Source organism: Microbacterium sp. NPDC055455 (assembly GCF_053619935.1).
In genome coordinates this window covers 502037-516597 of sequence record NZ_JBSHLB010000001.1, presented here as the reverse complement: position 1 = coordinate 516597, position 14561 = coordinate 502037, and the positions used below count along the sequence as shown (strand labels likewise).

The 14561-nt window shown below is 71.2% G+C and carries 14 protein-coding genes; 6 read left to right on the top strand and 8 right to left on the bottom strand.

The window, feature by feature from the left end:
• Positions 1–17: 17 nt before the first annotated feature.
• Entirely contained in the window at positions 18–1412 is a 1395-nt protein-coding gene (locus ACWGUG_RS02215; protein WP_452323699.1) for a DUF2252 domain-containing protein, read from the bottom strand.
• A gap of 116 nt (positions 1413–1528) precedes the next feature.
• Here ACWGUG_RS02215 and ACWGUG_RS02210 point away from each other — a divergent pair, with 116 nt between their 5' ends.
• Together ACWGUG_RS02210 and ACWGUG_RS02205 are read left to right on the top strand one after the other, a co-directional pair.
• Positions 1529–2626, top strand: coding sequence for an AI-2E family transporter (locus tag ACWGUG_RS02210; protein ID WP_452323698.1), 1098 nt, complete (start codon positions 1529–1531; stop codon positions 2624–2626).
• A 36-nt stretch (positions 2627–2662) separates the two neighbouring features.
• Positions 2663–3757 carry a DUF998 domain-containing protein gene (locus ACWGUG_RS02205; RefSeq protein WP_452323697.1) on the top strand — a complete coding sequence of 365 codons (1095 nt, stop codon included), beginning with the start codon at positions 2663–2665 and terminating at the stop codon, positions 3755–3757.
• Here the strand turns inward: ACWGUG_RS02205 and ACWGUG_RS02200 are convergent, their stop codons facing one another.
• Positions 3758–5122, bottom strand: coding sequence for an ion channel protein (locus tag ACWGUG_RS02200; RefSeq protein WP_452323696.1), 1365 nt, complete (start codon positions 5120–5122; stop codon positions 3758–3760).
• Between the two features lie 111 nt (positions 5123–5233).
• Here ACWGUG_RS02200 and ACWGUG_RS02195 point away from each other — a divergent pair, with 111 nt between their 5' ends.
• Positions 5234–6049: a potassium channel family protein gene (locus ACWGUG_RS02195; protein ID WP_452323695.1), complete on the top strand. Its 816-nt coding sequence runs from the start codon at positions 5234–5236 to the stop codon at positions 6047–6049.
• A 70-nt stretch (positions 6050–6119) separates the two neighbouring features.
• On the opposite strand, the gene ACWGUG_RS02190 is transcribed toward ACWGUG_RS02195, so the two are convergent.
• Genes ACWGUG_RS02190 through ACWGUG_RS02180 form a run of 3 tightly spaced genes read right to left on the bottom strand, consistent with a single transcriptional unit; the run spans position 6120 to position 7315 of the window.
• Positions 6120–6470 (bottom strand): SHOCT domain-containing protein, encoded by a 351-nt coding sequence (locus tag ACWGUG_RS02190; RefSeq protein WP_452323694.1) that lies wholly within the window; start codon positions 6468–6470, stop codon positions 6120–6122.
• 14 nt (positions 6471–6484) lie between these two features.
• Positions 6485–6901, bottom strand: a complete 417-nt coding sequence (locus tag ACWGUG_RS02185; protein WP_452323693.1) for a DUF6325 family protein — start codon at positions 6899–6901, stop codon at positions 6485–6487.
• Between the two features lie 24 nt (positions 6902–6925).
• Complete coding sequence (locus ACWGUG_RS02180; protein ID WP_452323692.1) at positions 6926–7315, bottom strand: SHOCT domain-containing protein; 390 nt, start codon at positions 7313–7315, stop codon at positions 6926–6928.
• A gap of 159 nt (positions 7316–7474) precedes the next feature.
• Here ACWGUG_RS02180 and ACWGUG_RS02175 point away from each other — a divergent pair, with 159 nt between their 5' ends.
• The gene (locus ACWGUG_RS02175) at positions 7475–8602 is read left to right on the top strand and encodes an AI-2E family transporter (RefSeq protein ID WP_452323691.1); all 1128 of its coding nucleotides are present in this window, start codon (positions 7475–7477) and stop codon (positions 8600–8602) included.
• A 26-nt stretch (positions 8603–8628) separates the two neighbouring features.
• Here the strand turns inward: ACWGUG_RS02175 and cls are convergent, their stop codons facing one another.
• Genes cls through ACWGUG_RS02160 form a run of 3 tightly spaced genes read right to left on the bottom strand, consistent with a single transcriptional unit; the run spans position 8629 to position 11676 of the window.
• Entirely contained in the window at positions 8629–10104 is a 1476-nt protein-coding gene (gene cls / locus ACWGUG_RS02170; protein ID WP_452323690.1) for a cardiolipin synthase, read from the bottom strand.
• 55 nt (positions 10105–10159) lie between these two features.
• A complete protein-coding gene (locus ACWGUG_RS02165) occupies positions 10160–11005 on the bottom strand; it encodes an LLM class F420-dependent oxidoreductase (RefSeq protein ID WP_452323689.1) in 846 nt (281 codons plus the stop codon).
• 29 nt (positions 11006–11034) lie between these two features.
• Positions 11035–11676, bottom strand: a complete 642-nt coding sequence (locus ACWGUG_RS02160) for a hypothetical protein (protein ID WP_452323688.1) — start codon at positions 11674–11676, stop codon at positions 11035–11037.
• A 130-nt stretch (positions 11677–11806) separates the two neighbouring features.
• Between ACWGUG_RS02160 and ACWGUG_RS02155 the strand changes: the two genes are divergently transcribed.
• Positions 11807–13024, top strand: coding sequence for a glycosyltransferase (locus ACWGUG_RS02155; RefSeq protein WP_452323687.1), 1218 nt, complete (start codon positions 11807–11809; stop codon positions 13022–13024).
• Positions 13025–13030: 6 nt separating this feature from the next.
• Positions 13031–14311: a glycosyltransferase family 4 protein gene (locus ACWGUG_RS02150; RefSeq protein WP_452323686.1), complete on the top strand. Its 1281-nt coding sequence runs from the start codon at positions 13031–13033 to the stop codon at positions 14309–14311.
• Positions 14312–14561: the final 250 nt, after the last annotated feature.

The following is a 14561-nucleotide window of genomic DNA, read 5'->3' as shown; positions in this document are numbered from 1 at the left end:
CGCCGCCAGGGCCGCGGTCAGACCGCGTCGACGTTGCGGTGCCGGCGGAAGAGATCCCAGTCGGCGTACGAGAGCGCGGCGTACGCGTACGCCCACTCCAGGATCGCCTCGCCCACGGCCTTGCCGCGGCCGACGTAGCCCGAGACCGTGGCCGCGTCGGGCGACTGCCCGTGCGCACGGGCGAGCGTCGCCGCGCACGCGTCGGCGTACCACCGGAAGGGGACGTCGTCGAGCGTGTCGATCTCGAAGCCGCCCTTCATGTCGTGGAACTGCCGCACGTAGAAGTCGCGCTGGGCTCCCTCGGGCGACCGCCGCACGTGGCCGAGGAAGGGGTCTGAGACGGCCTGCAGGATGCGCTGCATCGCCACGACACGGCCGCCCTCGCCGTGCTGCTCGATGTAGCGGGCCACCCCGGGCGGCTGATCGATGCCGCCGTGCTCGATGAGGACGCTGCGACCGGCCTCCTTGCCCTGGAGGAGCAGCACCCCGTCGTCGCCGTCCTGCATCGACAGCAGGAAGCAGCGCGTGCCGACGCTGCCGACGCCCACCACCCGCAGCGACACGTCCGAGAGCGAGTACTTCTGGAGGAGCGCGCGGATGTCGACGCTCACCGAATCGCGGAACTGGTCGAGCACGCTCAGCACGCGACCCTCCATGAGCGCTCCGACGTGCGTCATGGTGGGCGGCGACTCGACGAACACGACGCGCCCGTTCTCGTCGACGGTGGTGAGCTTGCGGGCGGCGCGCTTGCCGGTGCGCCGCTCGGCGTCCCGGACGGCGCCGGCGATGACGTCGCGGGTCTCGGCGTCCGCGGCCTCCTCGGCCGCGAGCGCATCGAACCGGTCGTAGTAGCGCTTCAGCGGGCTGCGCTTGGCGCCTGCGCGGAGCGACCGTGCGTAGGTGCGCACCGCCTCGAGCGCCGCATCGCGGATCACCCGGTCGTCGCGCGACGTAGCCTGGCCGGCGATGACGATGCTCGTGACGAGGCGCTTGAGGTCCCACTCCCAGGGCGCCCACGCGGCCTCGTCGAAGTCGTTCAGGTCGAACACGAGGGTGCGCTGCGGTGACCCGTACAGGCCGAAGTTGGCCACGTGCGCGTCGCCGCACGATCCGACGAGCAGATCCGTGCTCGGCGAGCGTCCGAGGTCTGCCGCCATGAGCGCCGCGGTGCCGCGATAGAACGCGAACGGGTTCGCCGCCATGCGCTCGGTGCGGATCGGGACCAGCTCGGGAACGCGCGTCTCGTCCTGTGCGTCGAGGATCCCCATCGGGTCGCGATCGCCGGTCGGCAGGACGGCCAGGGACTCGCGCGGCGTCCGCTCGCGCGCCGCACGGCCGTCGTCGAGGTGCTGCTGCAGCGATCGCGGGGCCGCCCAGCTCTGGGCGATCGGGCTCGTCTCGGTCAGTGACATGCGCTCAGTGTGCCACCTCCCGCCGCCTCCGCGACAGGGATCGGAGCGCGGCCCCGCTCCCGCGATGCGAGCGCGCCGCTCCCACCGCCGCTGCAACTCCTCGATACCCTGGCGCCGTGACCCGCGCTGCGCCGCCCGCCCCGCCGGCACCCGTGCTGTCGCCGGGTGCGAGGGTGCTGATCGTGCTGGCGGCGTCCGTGATCGTGCTCGCGGGCGTGTACTTCGCGCGCGAGCTGGTCGGGCCGCTCGCGCTGGGCATCGTGCTCGTCGTGATCTGCGAGCCCGTCCGCCGCCCGCTCGATCGCCGCGGCTGGCCGCGGTGGGCGGGCACCACCGCGGTCATCCTCGTCGCCTACCTGGTGCTGGCGCTGATGGGACTGCTGCTGTGGGTGGCCGGCGCGGAGTTCGCGCAGCTCGTCAGGGACTACCTCGATCAGCTGCGTGGCGGCGTCGACGACTTCCGCGCCTGGCTCGCGTCGGCAGGGCTCGCCCAGGAGGCGACGGATGCCGCGGCCTCCGTCCTCGATCCGCAGGCGCTCGTGCAGCTCTTCTCGAGTTTCGGGGGGACGGTGCTCGCCGTCCTGACGGCGCTCTTCTTCGTCGTCTCGTACATCATCTTCACGGCGGCCGACGCGGCACGGTATCGCGACGCGGAGCGCGTGTTCGGCGCCGAGCGCCGACCGGTGCTGGCGCGGGTCCGGCGCCTGAACCGCGGCATCCGTCGCTACTACGTCGTGAACGCGTCGTTCGGGGCGGTCGTGGCGATCATCGACGGCGTGGCCCTGTGGGCTCTGGGCGTGCCGGCGCCGATCGTGTGGGCGGTGCTGGCGTTCGTGACGAACTTCATCCCGAACATCGGCTTCATCCTGGGCCTGATCCCGCCCGCGGTGCTCGCGTTCGTCGTGGGCGGCTGGCCGCTGCTGCTCGCGGTGATCGCGGTCTACAGCGTCGTCAACGTCGTGCTGCAGGTGCTCGTGCAGCCGAAGTTCGTCAGCGACGCCGTGGACCTCAGCCTCACGCTGAGCTTCTTCTCGGTGATCTTCTGGACCTTCGTCATCGGCCCGCTCGGCGCGATCCTGTCCATCCCGCTCACGCTCTTCGTCCGGGCGCTCGTCCTCGAGGGCGACCCCGGCTCGCTATGGTTGCGCTGGCTCTCCGGCGACCGCACCGCGACCCCCGCCGCCGCGGCGCGAGACGCCGCTTCTCCTTCCTGACCCGACCGCTCGCCCACCTCGCACCCGGAGGCAGTCATGACCCAGACCTCACTCGACTCGAAGGTCCCCGACGAGCCCGCGACGCGGCGCAGCCTCACCGCGACGCGGTTGCTCGACGCCTCCAGCGAGCGCTCGCTGGAATCCCTCGCCCTCGGCGTCGGCGCGCTCGCGTTCGTCGTCGTCGGGCTGGCCGCCCTCGCGGCGTTCGGGCTCCAGCCCGCGCCGATCGCCGGCCCCGGGTCCGCCGGACAGTTCGCCGCGATCGCCTCGGGCGTCACGGCGCTCGCCGCGGTGATCGCCGGCCGGTTCGCGGTCCACGTGCGCGGCGGCCGCAGCCGGTACGGCGTGCTGGACTACCTCGATGTCGCGGCCCTCGCCTTCGCGCACGGCGTCATCGCGCTCCTGGGCTGGACGCTGCTGGCGGTCATCCTCGAGCAGGCGTTCATCGGCGCGCAGGTGTTCCCCGTGGCGGCGATCCTCCTCAGCGGCGCGGCGGCGGCGGCGAGCGGGTACGTCGCCTTCTACTCGGCGAGCCACATGGACCTGCAGCTGCTCGCCGCCGTCCTCGCCGTGTTCCTGGTGTTCGGAGTCCTCGCCAGCATGCTCACCGCCAGCGACCCGGACTGGTGGAAGGACAACCTCAGCGCCCTCGGCATGTCGTCGAACGTGTCGGCCTTCGCCTTCAACATCACGATCATCGTCGCCGGCTTCCTGGTGACGACGCTCGCGCGGTACTCCACACGCGGCATCCCCACCGACAACCCGAAGGGCGTCGGGCGGGTTCGGGTCAGCCTGATCGTGGTCGGAGTGTTCCTCGGGCTGGTCGGGTTGTTCCCCGTCGACGACTTCTTCGCCCTGCACACCGGTGTCGCCTCCGGCATGGTCGTCGCGTACGGCGTGCTCGTCATCGGGCTGCCCCGATGGATCACCGGCATCCCGCGCGCGTTCGTGGTGCTCGGCTGGCTGTTCCTCGGGGTCACGCTCGTGCTGGCGGGGTTCTTCTTCGCCGGCTACTACACGCTCACGGCGGTGGAGCTGGTCGCCGGCATCCTGGTCTTCACGTGGATCGTGCTGTTCATCCGCAACGCCGCGGCCCTCGAGCAGGACTCGCGCGCGCCCGCAGCCGGCTGATCAGTCCCGGGTGGCCGACGTGCCGTGCCCGGCCGACCGGCGTTCCCACGGCAGGGCGGCGGGCGACCGCTCGCGGGCGAGGTCCTCGGGCGTGATCAGCATCGGTCGCGCCCACGTGACCGCCAGCCACGCCGGCAGCACGATGAGGCAGAGCACCGGCAGCACTGTGATGTCGTCCACCATCGCCACCGCCACGAACAGCGCGACCCAGCCGTCGCGGGCGATGGCGATCACCACGCCCAGCACGCCGCAGGCCACTGCGAGCGAGGGGGACATGCCCGGCACGAGGGCGCTGCCGAGGAGTCCCGCCGCCACTCCGAGGAAGACCGCGGGGAAGATCCGCCCGCCGCGGAAGCCGGCGGATGCCGCGACGACGAGCGCCGCCAGCTTCACGAGCAGGATCAGCACGAGCTGTGCCGGTGGGTGGTCGCCCGGGTCGGCGAGGAGCTCGGCGCTCTGATCCAGTCCCTTGAACAGGGTGAGGGGTCCGCCGATCGCGCCGAGGCCGCCGAGCACCACGCCGCCGGCGACGGTGAAGAGGAGCGGATGCCGCAGGGCGTGGAAGGCGCGGTGCACGAGGGGGAAGAGGTAGACGCCGACCAGCGCGAACGCGGCGGCCGCGCACGCGATGAGCGCGCCGCGGAGCAGATCGAGCGGCTGCGGTGTGCCGTAGGGCGCGAACGGCGCCGCCGCGCCGAAGCCGCCGCCGAGCAGGAAGGTGGTGACCGAACCCGCTCCTGCCGCGACGAGCGGCAGGAACAGCTTGTCCCACAGCGACCCGCCCATCGCGAACCCGCCCACCATGCCGGTGAACACGAGGGCGGCAGCCACCGGCGTGCCGAACAGGGCGCCGATCGTCGCCGAGATCGCCAGCGCCCCCACGAGCGGCGCCGGCACCGCGCGCGCGATGCGGGCGACGAGGGCCACCGCCAGCGAGACGTTCACCGCGATGATCGGGTTCTCGGGCCCGAGGCTCACCCCTCCGGCGAGGCTCAGGATGAGCACCACCGCGAGCCCTGGGAGGGCGGACAGCGGAATCGGTGTCGCGGCCAGCTCGGTGGTGGCTGAGTCGGGCCCCGCATGTCCGGGCACGAGCCACACCACCATCCCCACCGCGACGCCCGTGGCGGTGAGGACGGCGAAGATCCACCACCCCGAGTCCGGGTCGATGCCGAGGGAGCCCGGGATGCTCGTCCACAGCACATCCTCGAGCCCGTCGGCGATCTCCTCGAGCACCCGGAGCGTGAGCGCCGACAGCACGCCGATGAGGATCGCGGGGATGGACAGCAGCACGAGGCGGCGGACGGTGAGCCGCGGCGCCGGTGCTCCGGCCGGCTCCGGCGAGGGCGCGGTGGGGCCCGACATGGCCACACCTTAGCGGCCGGGCACCGCGCATCGCGAGCGATGCGCGGTGCGATCCCGGCGCGCGGGCGCGCCTGCGGGCCGTCGCGCGGCCCCATGCGCCATGATTCGGCTGTGGACGAGCGAACCTGGCATGCACGCACCGAGACGGTGCTCGTCATCGCCGGGCTCGCCTACCTGGTGGCGTACTCGTGGCGGGTGATCGCCGACCTCGACGGGACGGCCCGCACGATCGCGACGACGGTCGTGTTCGTCACGTGGGCGATGTTCATCGTCGACTATCTCGTCCGGCTCATGCTGGCGGAGGACCGTCGCACCTGGTTCCGCACCCACCTCGCCGCGCTGACGTTCACCCTCATCCCCGTGCTGCGCCTGGTGCGTCTGCTGCGGGTGCTCACGCTGATGCCGGGCCTGAGAACCACGGCCGGCGGGGTACTGCGCACCCGCATCCTCGTCTACGGCGCCGGTGCCTCGGCCATCCTCGTCTACATCGCGTCGCTGGCGGTGCTCGAGGCCGAGCGCCATGCGCCGGATGCCGACATCACGTCGTTCGCGATCGCCCTCTGGTGGTCGTGCGTCACGGTGACGACGACGGGTTTCGGCGACTACGTGCCGGTGACGGATGCCGGGCGATGGGTGGGCGTGGGCCTGATGCTGGGCGGAGTGGCGCTGGCCGGCGTCATCACCGCGACGCTGGCGTCGTGGGTGCTCGAGCGGGCCGCCCGCGATCGCGACGACCAGGAGCCCGCGACCCGCGCCCAGGTGCGTGCGCTCATGGCGCGGATCGAGGAGCTGTCCGCGCGACCTCCGGGCGGTGATGCCGGACCCGGCGGACGGCCGTCCGGGAACCCTCCGACCGGCGGTGGGGGCGGCGGACACCATCATCCGGACGGGATCGGCGACGGCGGGGACGACCGGCCGGGCGGCTGAGCGCCTGCGCGCCGCGCTGGAACGGCGAGAGGGCCGCCCCCCAGGGAAGCGGCCCTCCGGCGTGCAGCGGTCAGCCGAGCAGCTTGGCCTTCGCGGCGGTGAACTCCTCGTCCGAGAGGATCCCCTGCGCGTGAAGCTGGGCGAGCTGGCCGAGCTTGGCCATCATGTCGTCGCCCGCGGCCGGCGCCGCCGGCGCAGGCGCCTGAGCGGCCTGGGCGTTGGCGACGGCCTGGGCTGCAGCCTGGTCCATGGCCGCCTGCTGCTGGGCGGCCTCATAGGCCTCCTGCTGCGACTGCTCGTAGTACTTCTCCTGCTGGCGATGCTGGACGCGCCCCGAGACGGCGGTCGCAGTGCCGGCCACGACCGCGGTGCGGGCAGCCATTCCGATGAGGCCGGGGCGGCCTCCTCTTCCCAGTGGCATGTCTTTCTCCTCCTTCAGTCCGCGTGCTCGGAGAGGAACGCGTTCACGATCGGTGCAGGGATGCCCTCGCGGGCGATGACGGCGCCGCCGGCGTCGTACAGGGCCGCGGCGAAGGACTTGGCCCACAGCAGCTCGACGACGAGGATCGCCGCCGACTTGCCGGGCTCGAGGCTGTCGGCGAGGTACAGGATGTCTTCCTGGCCGGCGAGCCCCGCAAGGTCGAGAGCGGGGGCGCCATCATCGACCGTGTCGGAGAGCTCCAGCACCTCGATCTCGCCCTCGGGCGAACGCCGCGCGAACACGAGGTCGAGCAGATTCACGGTGCCGGAGGCCACGAGGTCGTCGATCGCCTGCAGCACCCCGGGACCCGGCCGGTCGCCGTCGAATGCGATCGCATAGAACTCGATGGGCCCGTAGTCGAATGTCGTCATGTCAGTCCTCCTGATCCGTGGCGGCTAGGCCGCCAGCGCCTTCGCCTTGAGGGCGTCGAACTCGGCCTGTGTGATCGCGCCGGAATCCAGCAGGGTCTTGGCCTTGGCGATGTCGTCGGCCGCGCTTCCGCCGGAACCCGCGGTCTGCCGGATGTACGCGTCCTGCGCGGCGCGAAGCTCCTGCGCCTGGGCGATCGAGCGCTTCTGCATGCCGTTGCCGCGGGCGATGAGGTAGATCAGCGCGGTGAGGAACGGCACGAAGATCAGGAAGATGATCCAGATCGCCTTCAGCCATCCGTTCAGCGAGTCATCGCGGAAGATGTCGGCGATGATCGAGAACACCACCATCAGGTACGCCACGAACACGAAGATCCAGAAGAACCAGAGAATCAGGTCCCAGATACTGCCGCCCATGCCAGGGGTCCAATCGTCGGGACGGGCAGCGCCCGTCGCTGTGAGATGTGCGCCCGCCTCGGCGGCGGGTGCCTTGGCGGCGAGACTACCTCCGATTCCACGCGGATCACATGACGCGATATAGACGATTTGCGGACGACTTGGGGGCATCATGTCCCCATGACCGATGAACCAGTCCTCGCCGACTCGGGTGGCGCCGGTGCGCCGGTCGATGAGCGGCCGCGAGGCTTGGCCCGCATCAGCGCAGCGCTCGACCACCCGCTGGCGACCGGCTTCCTCGTGACGATCGGCGTGCTCGCGGCGCTCGTGCTGGGGTCGGCGATCGGCTCGATCTCGACGATCCTCGTCTACATCACCCTGGCGATGTTCCTGGCGGTCGGGCTGGACCCGCTGGTGCGCATGCTGGAACGTCACCGCGTCAAGCGCAGCATCGGCATCGCGATCGTCTTCTGCGGTTTCGCCCTCGTGATGGTCGCGGTCTTCGTGTTCGTGCTGCCGCCCGTCATCGCCCAGGTCGTGCAGCTCGTGCAGGCGATCCCCGAGCTCGTCGAGAACATCCCCGAGTCCGAGTGGTTCGCGCGGCTGGCCCCGGACGCCCAGGTCGCGGTGCTGGGCGCGCTCGAGCAGGTCGCATCCTGGATCTCCGCGCCGTCGACCCTCGCGATGCTGGGTGGCGGAGTGCTGGCGGTCGGGGTCGGCTTCGTCGCCGCGATCTCGGCGAGCTTCATCGTCATCGCCCTCACCCTCTACTTCCTCGCGTCGCTGACGGCGGCCAAGCGCGCCCTCTACTCGCTGGCGCCGGCGCGCAATCGCCCGCGGCTGGAGGACCTCACCGAGCGCATCACCGGCTCGGTCGGAAGCGCTCTCATCGGCTCGGTCATCCTGTCGTCGCTCAACGCCGCCGCCGTCTTCGTGCTGCACCTGGTCATCCAGCTGCCGTTCCCCGCGCTCATGGCGGTGATCGCGTTCGTCGTCACCCTCATCCCGCTGTTCGGCTCGGTGATCTTCTGGATCTTCGCGTCGGTCATCGCGCTGTTCACGAGCCCCACGCAGGCGCTGATCTTCTTCGTCGCCTACCTCGTCTACATCCAGCTCGAGTCGTACGTCATCAGCCCGCGCGTCATGAACAAGGCGATCGAGATCCCCGCCGCCCTCGTGCTGATCGGCGCCCTCGCCGGCGGCGCGCTCGCGGGGATCGTCGGCGTGCTGGTCGCCCTGCCCGTGATGGCCTCGATCCTGCTCATCATCCGCGAGGTCGTCGTGCCCCGCCAGGACCTCAAGGTCTGACGCGCGCGAAGACCCGCGGCCAGCGGTCAGTTCAGCGCGGACGTGAGGCGCATCAGACCGTCGAGGAACGTGGCCCGGGCGGGCTCGCGACGCCATTCCTCCAGGGTGAGCTCGCGGCCCGCGTCGCGGTACGCCTGCTCCACCTCGCGCATCGCGGTGACGAACGACGCGCCGCGCACCATGAGCGACACCTCGCTGTTGAGGCTGAACGAGCGGATGTCCATGTTGCTCGACCCGATCACGGCGATGTCGTCGTCGATCGAGAAGTGCTTCGAGTGCAGGATGAACGGCGCGGGGTAGAGGAAGATGCGCACGCCCGCCTCGAGCAGGGCGGTGTAGTACGACCGCTGCGCGTGCCACACCATGAACTGGTCGCCGATCTCGGAGACGAACAGCTGCACCTCGAGGCCGCGCTGGCACGCGGTCGTGATGGCGTAGACCATGGCCTCGTCGGGGACGAAGTAGGGACTCGTGAGGATGACCTTCTCGGTGGCTCCGTAGATGAGCGAGAGGAACAGGCGCAGATTGTTCTCGGTGTCGTAGCCGGGACCGCTCGGCACCACCTGGCACTGCAGCGCGTCGGGCGCGGCCGACACCGGAAGCCGGGCCGGCGGCACCTGGGCCGTCTGCGAGAGGTCCTCGCCGGTCTCGATGAGCCAGTCCGACAGGAAGACGGTGTTGACGGATGCCACGACCGGCCCGGTCAGCCGCGTCATGAGCTCCTGCCACTTGAGGCCGCGCTTGATGTTCTTCGGCGAGTCGTAGTGCCGGGCGATGAGGTTCTGCGAACCCATGAACGCGACGCGTCCGTCCACCACGACGATCTTGCGGTGGTTGCGCAGGTCGGGGCGCTGGTACTTGCCCTTGAACGGCTCGACGGGGAGCATCCACGCCCACTTCACGCCGATGCGGTCGAGCTCGGCCAGCATCTTCTCGCTGTCGGCCACCTTCTTGGTCGCGACGTAGTCGGCCAGGAGGCGCACCGTGACGCCGCGCGCGACGGCGCGCTCCATCGCGGCGAAGAATCCGCGGGTGGTGTCGTCCCACCCGACGATGAAGAACTCGATGTGCACGAAGTCCACCGCGGTGTCGACCTCGGCGGTCATCGCGTCGATCGACTCCTGGTAGTGCGGCAGGAGCGTCGCTTCGTTGCCCGACGAGGCGGGGAGGGCGGTGAGCGCCTGGTTCTGCTGCACCACGCGCTGGAACCAGCGCGGCCACGCGGCATCCGTCTCATCCAGTGCGCCTGCGTCCACCCGGCTGCGGATGATCTCGTCGATGCGCGCCTGTTCTGCGCGTCGCTTCTGCGGCAGCCGGAAGTTGCCGATGACGAGGTACAGCACCACCCCCAACCCGGGGAGCACCACGATGAGCAGGATCCACGCCATCGCCGCCGTCGGCTTGCGCCCGCGCGGGATGACGATGAGGGCGGTGATGACGATCGCGGCGTGCACGAGCGCGGCGAGCGACCACGACAGGTTGGCAAGGAGAGTCGAGTCCACGGGCTCAGTGTGGCACCCGCCCGCCCCGGCGCGCGTCGTGCACCACGCGTGATTCTCAGGGACGGAAGCCGTTGACGAGGCTCCGCCACTCCAGGAGGGGGACGAGCGGCGACAGGTCGTACTCGGGTCCGTCGATGGCAGGGATGATGAGCCGGAACCCGAGCTCGTACAGGCGGGCCGGGGCATCCGTCTCCAGCAGCGGCCCGAATCCGCGGATCGTGTAGCCGGTCGACAGCTCGATATCGGCGGGGTCGCGCTCTTCCCGCGCGCACCACTCGTGGAGCACGGCGATCTTGCGCGGCAGGTCGTCGAGCTTCGTGAAGGTGTGCCAGATATCGGCGTGCTGCGCGACCAGGCGCAGTGTCTTGCGCTCTCCCTGCCCGCCGATGAGCACCGGGATGCGGCGGGTCGGCGCCGGATTCAGCCGGTCCCACCGGGCGCGGATGCGGGGCAGGTCCTCGGCGAGGGCATCCAGGCGCGACCCGACCGTGCCGTACTCGTAGCCGTACTCGTCGTAGTCGTGCTGGGCCCACCCCGAGCCGGTGCCGAAGATCAGCCGGCCGGTCCCGGTCGCCCTCGCGCTGATGTGATCCACGGTGCGGGCCATGTCGGCCTGCAGGTCGGGATTGCGGTACGAGCTGCAGTTCACCAGTGGGCCGAACTCGACCCGCTCGGTCTGCTCCGCCATCGCGGCGAGCACCGTCCAGGCCTCGAAGTGCTCCGCGTCCATCGGCGCGGTCAGCGGGAAGAAGTGGTCCCAGTTGAAGATGGCGTCCACGCCCATCTCCTCCGCGCGCAGCACCGCGTCGCGGTAGGCCCTGTAGGAGCCGTGCTGGGGCGCCAGCTGCACGCCGATGCGCAGCGGTCGATGGGATGCGGGATGCCTCGGCTCGGGGGTCACGTGCGCTCCTCGGGTTCGGCCTCGTCGGGTCAGTTCCCGGGCTCGATGCGCAGCACGTCGGGCGACTCGCCCACCGCGAGGTCGTCGACGACGCGGACGGTGCGGGCGAGGTCGTCGACGCTGCCGATCACGGTACCGAACCGCGCCCGGTCGGAGCACACGGCGTTGACGGTGACGAAGTGCGTGCCGGTGTCCCACGTGTAGGTGGCGAACGGGGGCGTGCGCGGATCGGACGGCAGCGACATCTCGAGCTTCTCCCCGACGCCGAGGTACGGGTTGCGGAACGATTCGGTGTCGTCGTATTCCATCGGCATCATCGCGCGCGCGGCACGCAGATCGTTGGTCGCCTGCTGGATCTGGGCCATCACGACGACCAGCTCGGCGTCGGCCTTCCACACCCAGACGAGCACCCTGCCGGCGGCCCTGCGCATGAGGAACGGCGCGACCTGGCTCATCGCCCACGCCGCCATGCCGCTCCCCGGCCGGGCGCCGGTGCGCGCGTCGCCCGCGGGACCGGGGAGGGCGGTCCCCGCGGCGCCGCCGAGCGCGGTCTGCGCCTGGCCGAGCAGCATCCGGATGGCCGCCTTGCGATGGCGGCGGCCGCGGAAGCCGAAGGATTCGGTCACGGGAACCCAGAGGCTGGGGTCGGCGTCGGCCTGCAGTCGGGGCATGCCCCCCAGCGTACGGGGGCCGTCTGGCGCGTTCCTGGGGAGGTCGGGGAAACCCCTCGGGTACAGTGGAGCCCGCGTGTGTCCCACCCCCGCCACCGCGCCCCCCCGCCGCACAGACAGGCCCAATCCCGTGACCGATCCTGCGACGCCCGACGACACGTCCGCCGATGCCGCGCCCCCGCGCGCGCTGAAGATCCTCATCGGCGCCGACACCTTCCTGCCGCACGTGAACGGCGCGGCGCGGTTCGCCGAGCGCCTCGCCGCCGGCCTGGTGTCCCGCGGCCACGAGGTGCACGTGATGGCCCCCAGCAAGACGCACCGCGAGCACGGCACCTTCACCGAGGTGATCGAGGGCCAGCCGATGACGATGCACCGGCTGCCGTCGTGGCGCTGGTACCCGCACGACTGGCTCACCTTCGTCATGCCGTTCCGGTCGAAGCACTACGCCCGGCGCGTGCTCGACCAGGTGAAGCCCGATGTCGTGCACATCCAGTCCCACATCGTCATCGGCCGCGGCCTGTCGCGCGAGGCGACCAAGCGCGGCATCCCGATCGTGGCGACCAACCACGTGATGGCCGAGAACATCCTCGACTTCACGACGCTGCCCGACGTGCTGAACAAGCGCTTCGTCAAACTTGCGTGGGCTGACGCGAAGCGCACGTTCGACCTGACGCGCGCGGTCACCACGCCGACGCGCAAGGCGGCGGACTTCCTCGAGTCGACCATCGACATCAAGGGCGTCATCCCGATCAGCTGCGGCATCGACGCGTCGAACTACACCGCCGACTTCACGCCGCGCGACGCGCACCGGATCGTCTTCGTCGGACGCCTCACCACCGAGAAGCAGATCGACGTCATCCTGCGCGCGATCGCCGCCCTGGACCCCGCCCTCGACGTGCGCTTCGACATCGTCGGCAGCGGCGATCAGCGCCGCAACCTCGAGCAGCTCACCGAGGAGCTCGGCCTGACGGAGCGCGTGCACTTCCACGGGCACACCAGCGACGAGGAGCTGCGGTCGCTGCTGTCGAACGCGAGCGTGTTCGCGATCGCCTCGATCGCCGAGCTGCAGTCCATCGCCACGATGGAGGCGATGGCGTCGGGACTGCCCGTCGTCGCGGCCGACGCCGTCGCGCTCCCGCACCTCGTCCACGACGGCGAGAACGGCTACCTCTTCCGCCCCGGCGACGTGGACGACCTCGCGGCCAAGCTCACGACCGTGCTCACCCAGTCGCCCGAGGAGCGCCTGCGCATGCAGCAGGCCTCGCTGGAGGGGGTCAAGGTGCATGACATGCGCCGCACGCTCGACACGTTCGAGGCGCTGTACCGCGACGAGCCGCTGCCGGAGTAGCGCACCGTGCACGTCCTGATGTTCGGCGACCAGCACGTCGAGTCGCTCGGCGGGGCGCAGGTGTCGATGCGGCTGCAGCGCCGCTTCCTCGAGAGGGCCGGCCACACCGTCACGCTGGTCGCGCCGGCGATGCACGGGCCGCGGGCTCGGGCGGAGGCATCCGATCCCTCGTACGTGGACCTGCCGTCGATCCCGATCACGGTCGATCGCGAGTACTCGATGTCGTGGCCGGGCCGGCGCACCGATCGATGGCTGGATGCCGCCCTCCGCCGCCTCGTCGAGGCGACCGGGCGCCCGCCGGTGGACGTCGTCCATGTGCAGGCCGACTTCTGGGGCGCCCTCATCGGGCACCGGTATGCGCAGCGCCACGGGCTGCCGGTGGTGCACACCATGCACAACCGCGTCGACGTCGGCATCGAGGCGACCGCGCCCTTCCCGAAGACCGTGCTGCGCGTGCTCAACGCCTGGCAGCGCCGCGCCCTCGGCGTCGCCGGCGAGGCGAAGCCGGCCGGCCGGGACGGCTGGGCGTACCTGCGCCGGTTCGCGCTCCGGTCGGATGCCGTCACCGCGCCGTCGTCGCACTTCGCCCGGCGGCTCGAGGCGCACGGGGCGGTTCCCGCCGGGCGCCGCGGCGTCCTGCCCCACCTGGAGGCGGCGCCGACTCCGCCCATGGTCGACGTGATCTGGAACGGCATCGACGACGACGTGCTCGACGAGGTCCTCGCCGGCGAGACGGAGCGCGCCCCCGGCCGGCCGCGGCTGGTCTGGCTGGGCCGGATGAGCCCCGAGAAGCGCCTGCTGCCTTTCCTCGAGGCGGTGGCCGCGTCGGGCATCGACGCCGACATCGAGATCATCGGCGGCGGCGGCCAGCTCCGTGCGGCGCGGCGGCTCCTCGAGAAGCTGCGGCCTCGCGCGTCCGTGACGTTCGCGGGACGGATGCCGTACCCGCAGACACTGCGGCGGATCGCCGCCGCCGACGCGGTCGTGCAGACTTCCATCGGCTTCGAGACGCAGGGGATGACGATCTTCGAGGCGGCCTCGCTCGGCACGCCCGCCGTCGTGAGCGACCCCGATCTGGCCGCCGAGCTCGAGTCGGGCCACTGGACGGCGGGGGACGGCGTCACGGCGGACCCGTCGACGGCCGCGCTCGCGGCCGCGCTGCGGCAGGCGGCATCCGACATCGCCGCCGGAACCGCGCGCATCCCCGACCCGACGATGCGCGAGCGCTTCCGCCAGTCGTCGCGGACCGCGGCGATGATCGCCGTCTACGAGCGCGTCACCGCCTGACGGTCCGCGCGCGGTGCCCGCCCCTCAGAGACGGGGAGCGGGAGCCGTGCGGCGGTGTCAGGGAAGGCGGGTGCGGTCGGTGGGAATCCGACGGTAGCCGTCGGTGCGAAGGGCGGCGATCGTCGACCCGATGGCCGCCACGGACAGGGCTGAGATGAGAATCACCATGAACATGGCAGAAACGCTACGCTTGCGTTGTAACTGCCACGAGTGGCAGGATAGACATACAACGAACGAAAACTGCCACGCC

Excerpts from the sequence above, each read along its gene's own strand:
- ACWGUG_RS02215 (WP_452323699.1), bottom strand. The coding sequence starts at position 1,412 with ATGTCACTGACCGAGACGAGCCCGATCGCCCAGAGCTGGGCGGCCCCG.
- ACWGUG_RS02205 (WP_452323697.1), top strand. The coding sequence starts at position 2,663 with ATGACCCAGACCTCACTCGACTCGAAGGTCCCCGACGAGCCCGCGACG.
- ACWGUG_RS02200 (WP_452323696.1), bottom strand. The coding sequence starts at position 5,122 with ATGTCGGGCCCCACCGCGCCCTCGCCGGAGCCGGCCGGAGCACCGGCG.
- ACWGUG_RS02190 (WP_452323694.1), bottom strand. The coding sequence starts at position 6,470 with ATGCCACTGGGAAGAGGAGGCCGCCCCGGCCTCATCGGAATGGCTGCC.
- ACWGUG_RS02185 (WP_452323693.1), bottom strand. The coding sequence starts at position 6,901 with ATGACGACATTCGACTACGGGCCCATCGAGTTCTATGCGATCGCATTC.
- ACWGUG_RS02180 (WP_452323692.1), bottom strand. The coding sequence starts at position 7,315 with ATGGGCGGCAGTATCTGGGACCTGATTCTCTGGTTCTTCTGGATCTTC.
- ACWGUG_RS02175 (WP_452323691.1), top strand. The coding sequence starts at position 7,475 with ATGACCGATGAACCAGTCCTCGCCGACTCGGGTGGCGCCGGTGCGCCG.
- ACWGUG_RS02160 (WP_452323688.1), bottom strand. The coding sequence starts at position 11,676 with ATGCCCCGACTGCAGGCCGACGCCGACCCCAGCCTCTGGGTTCCCGTG.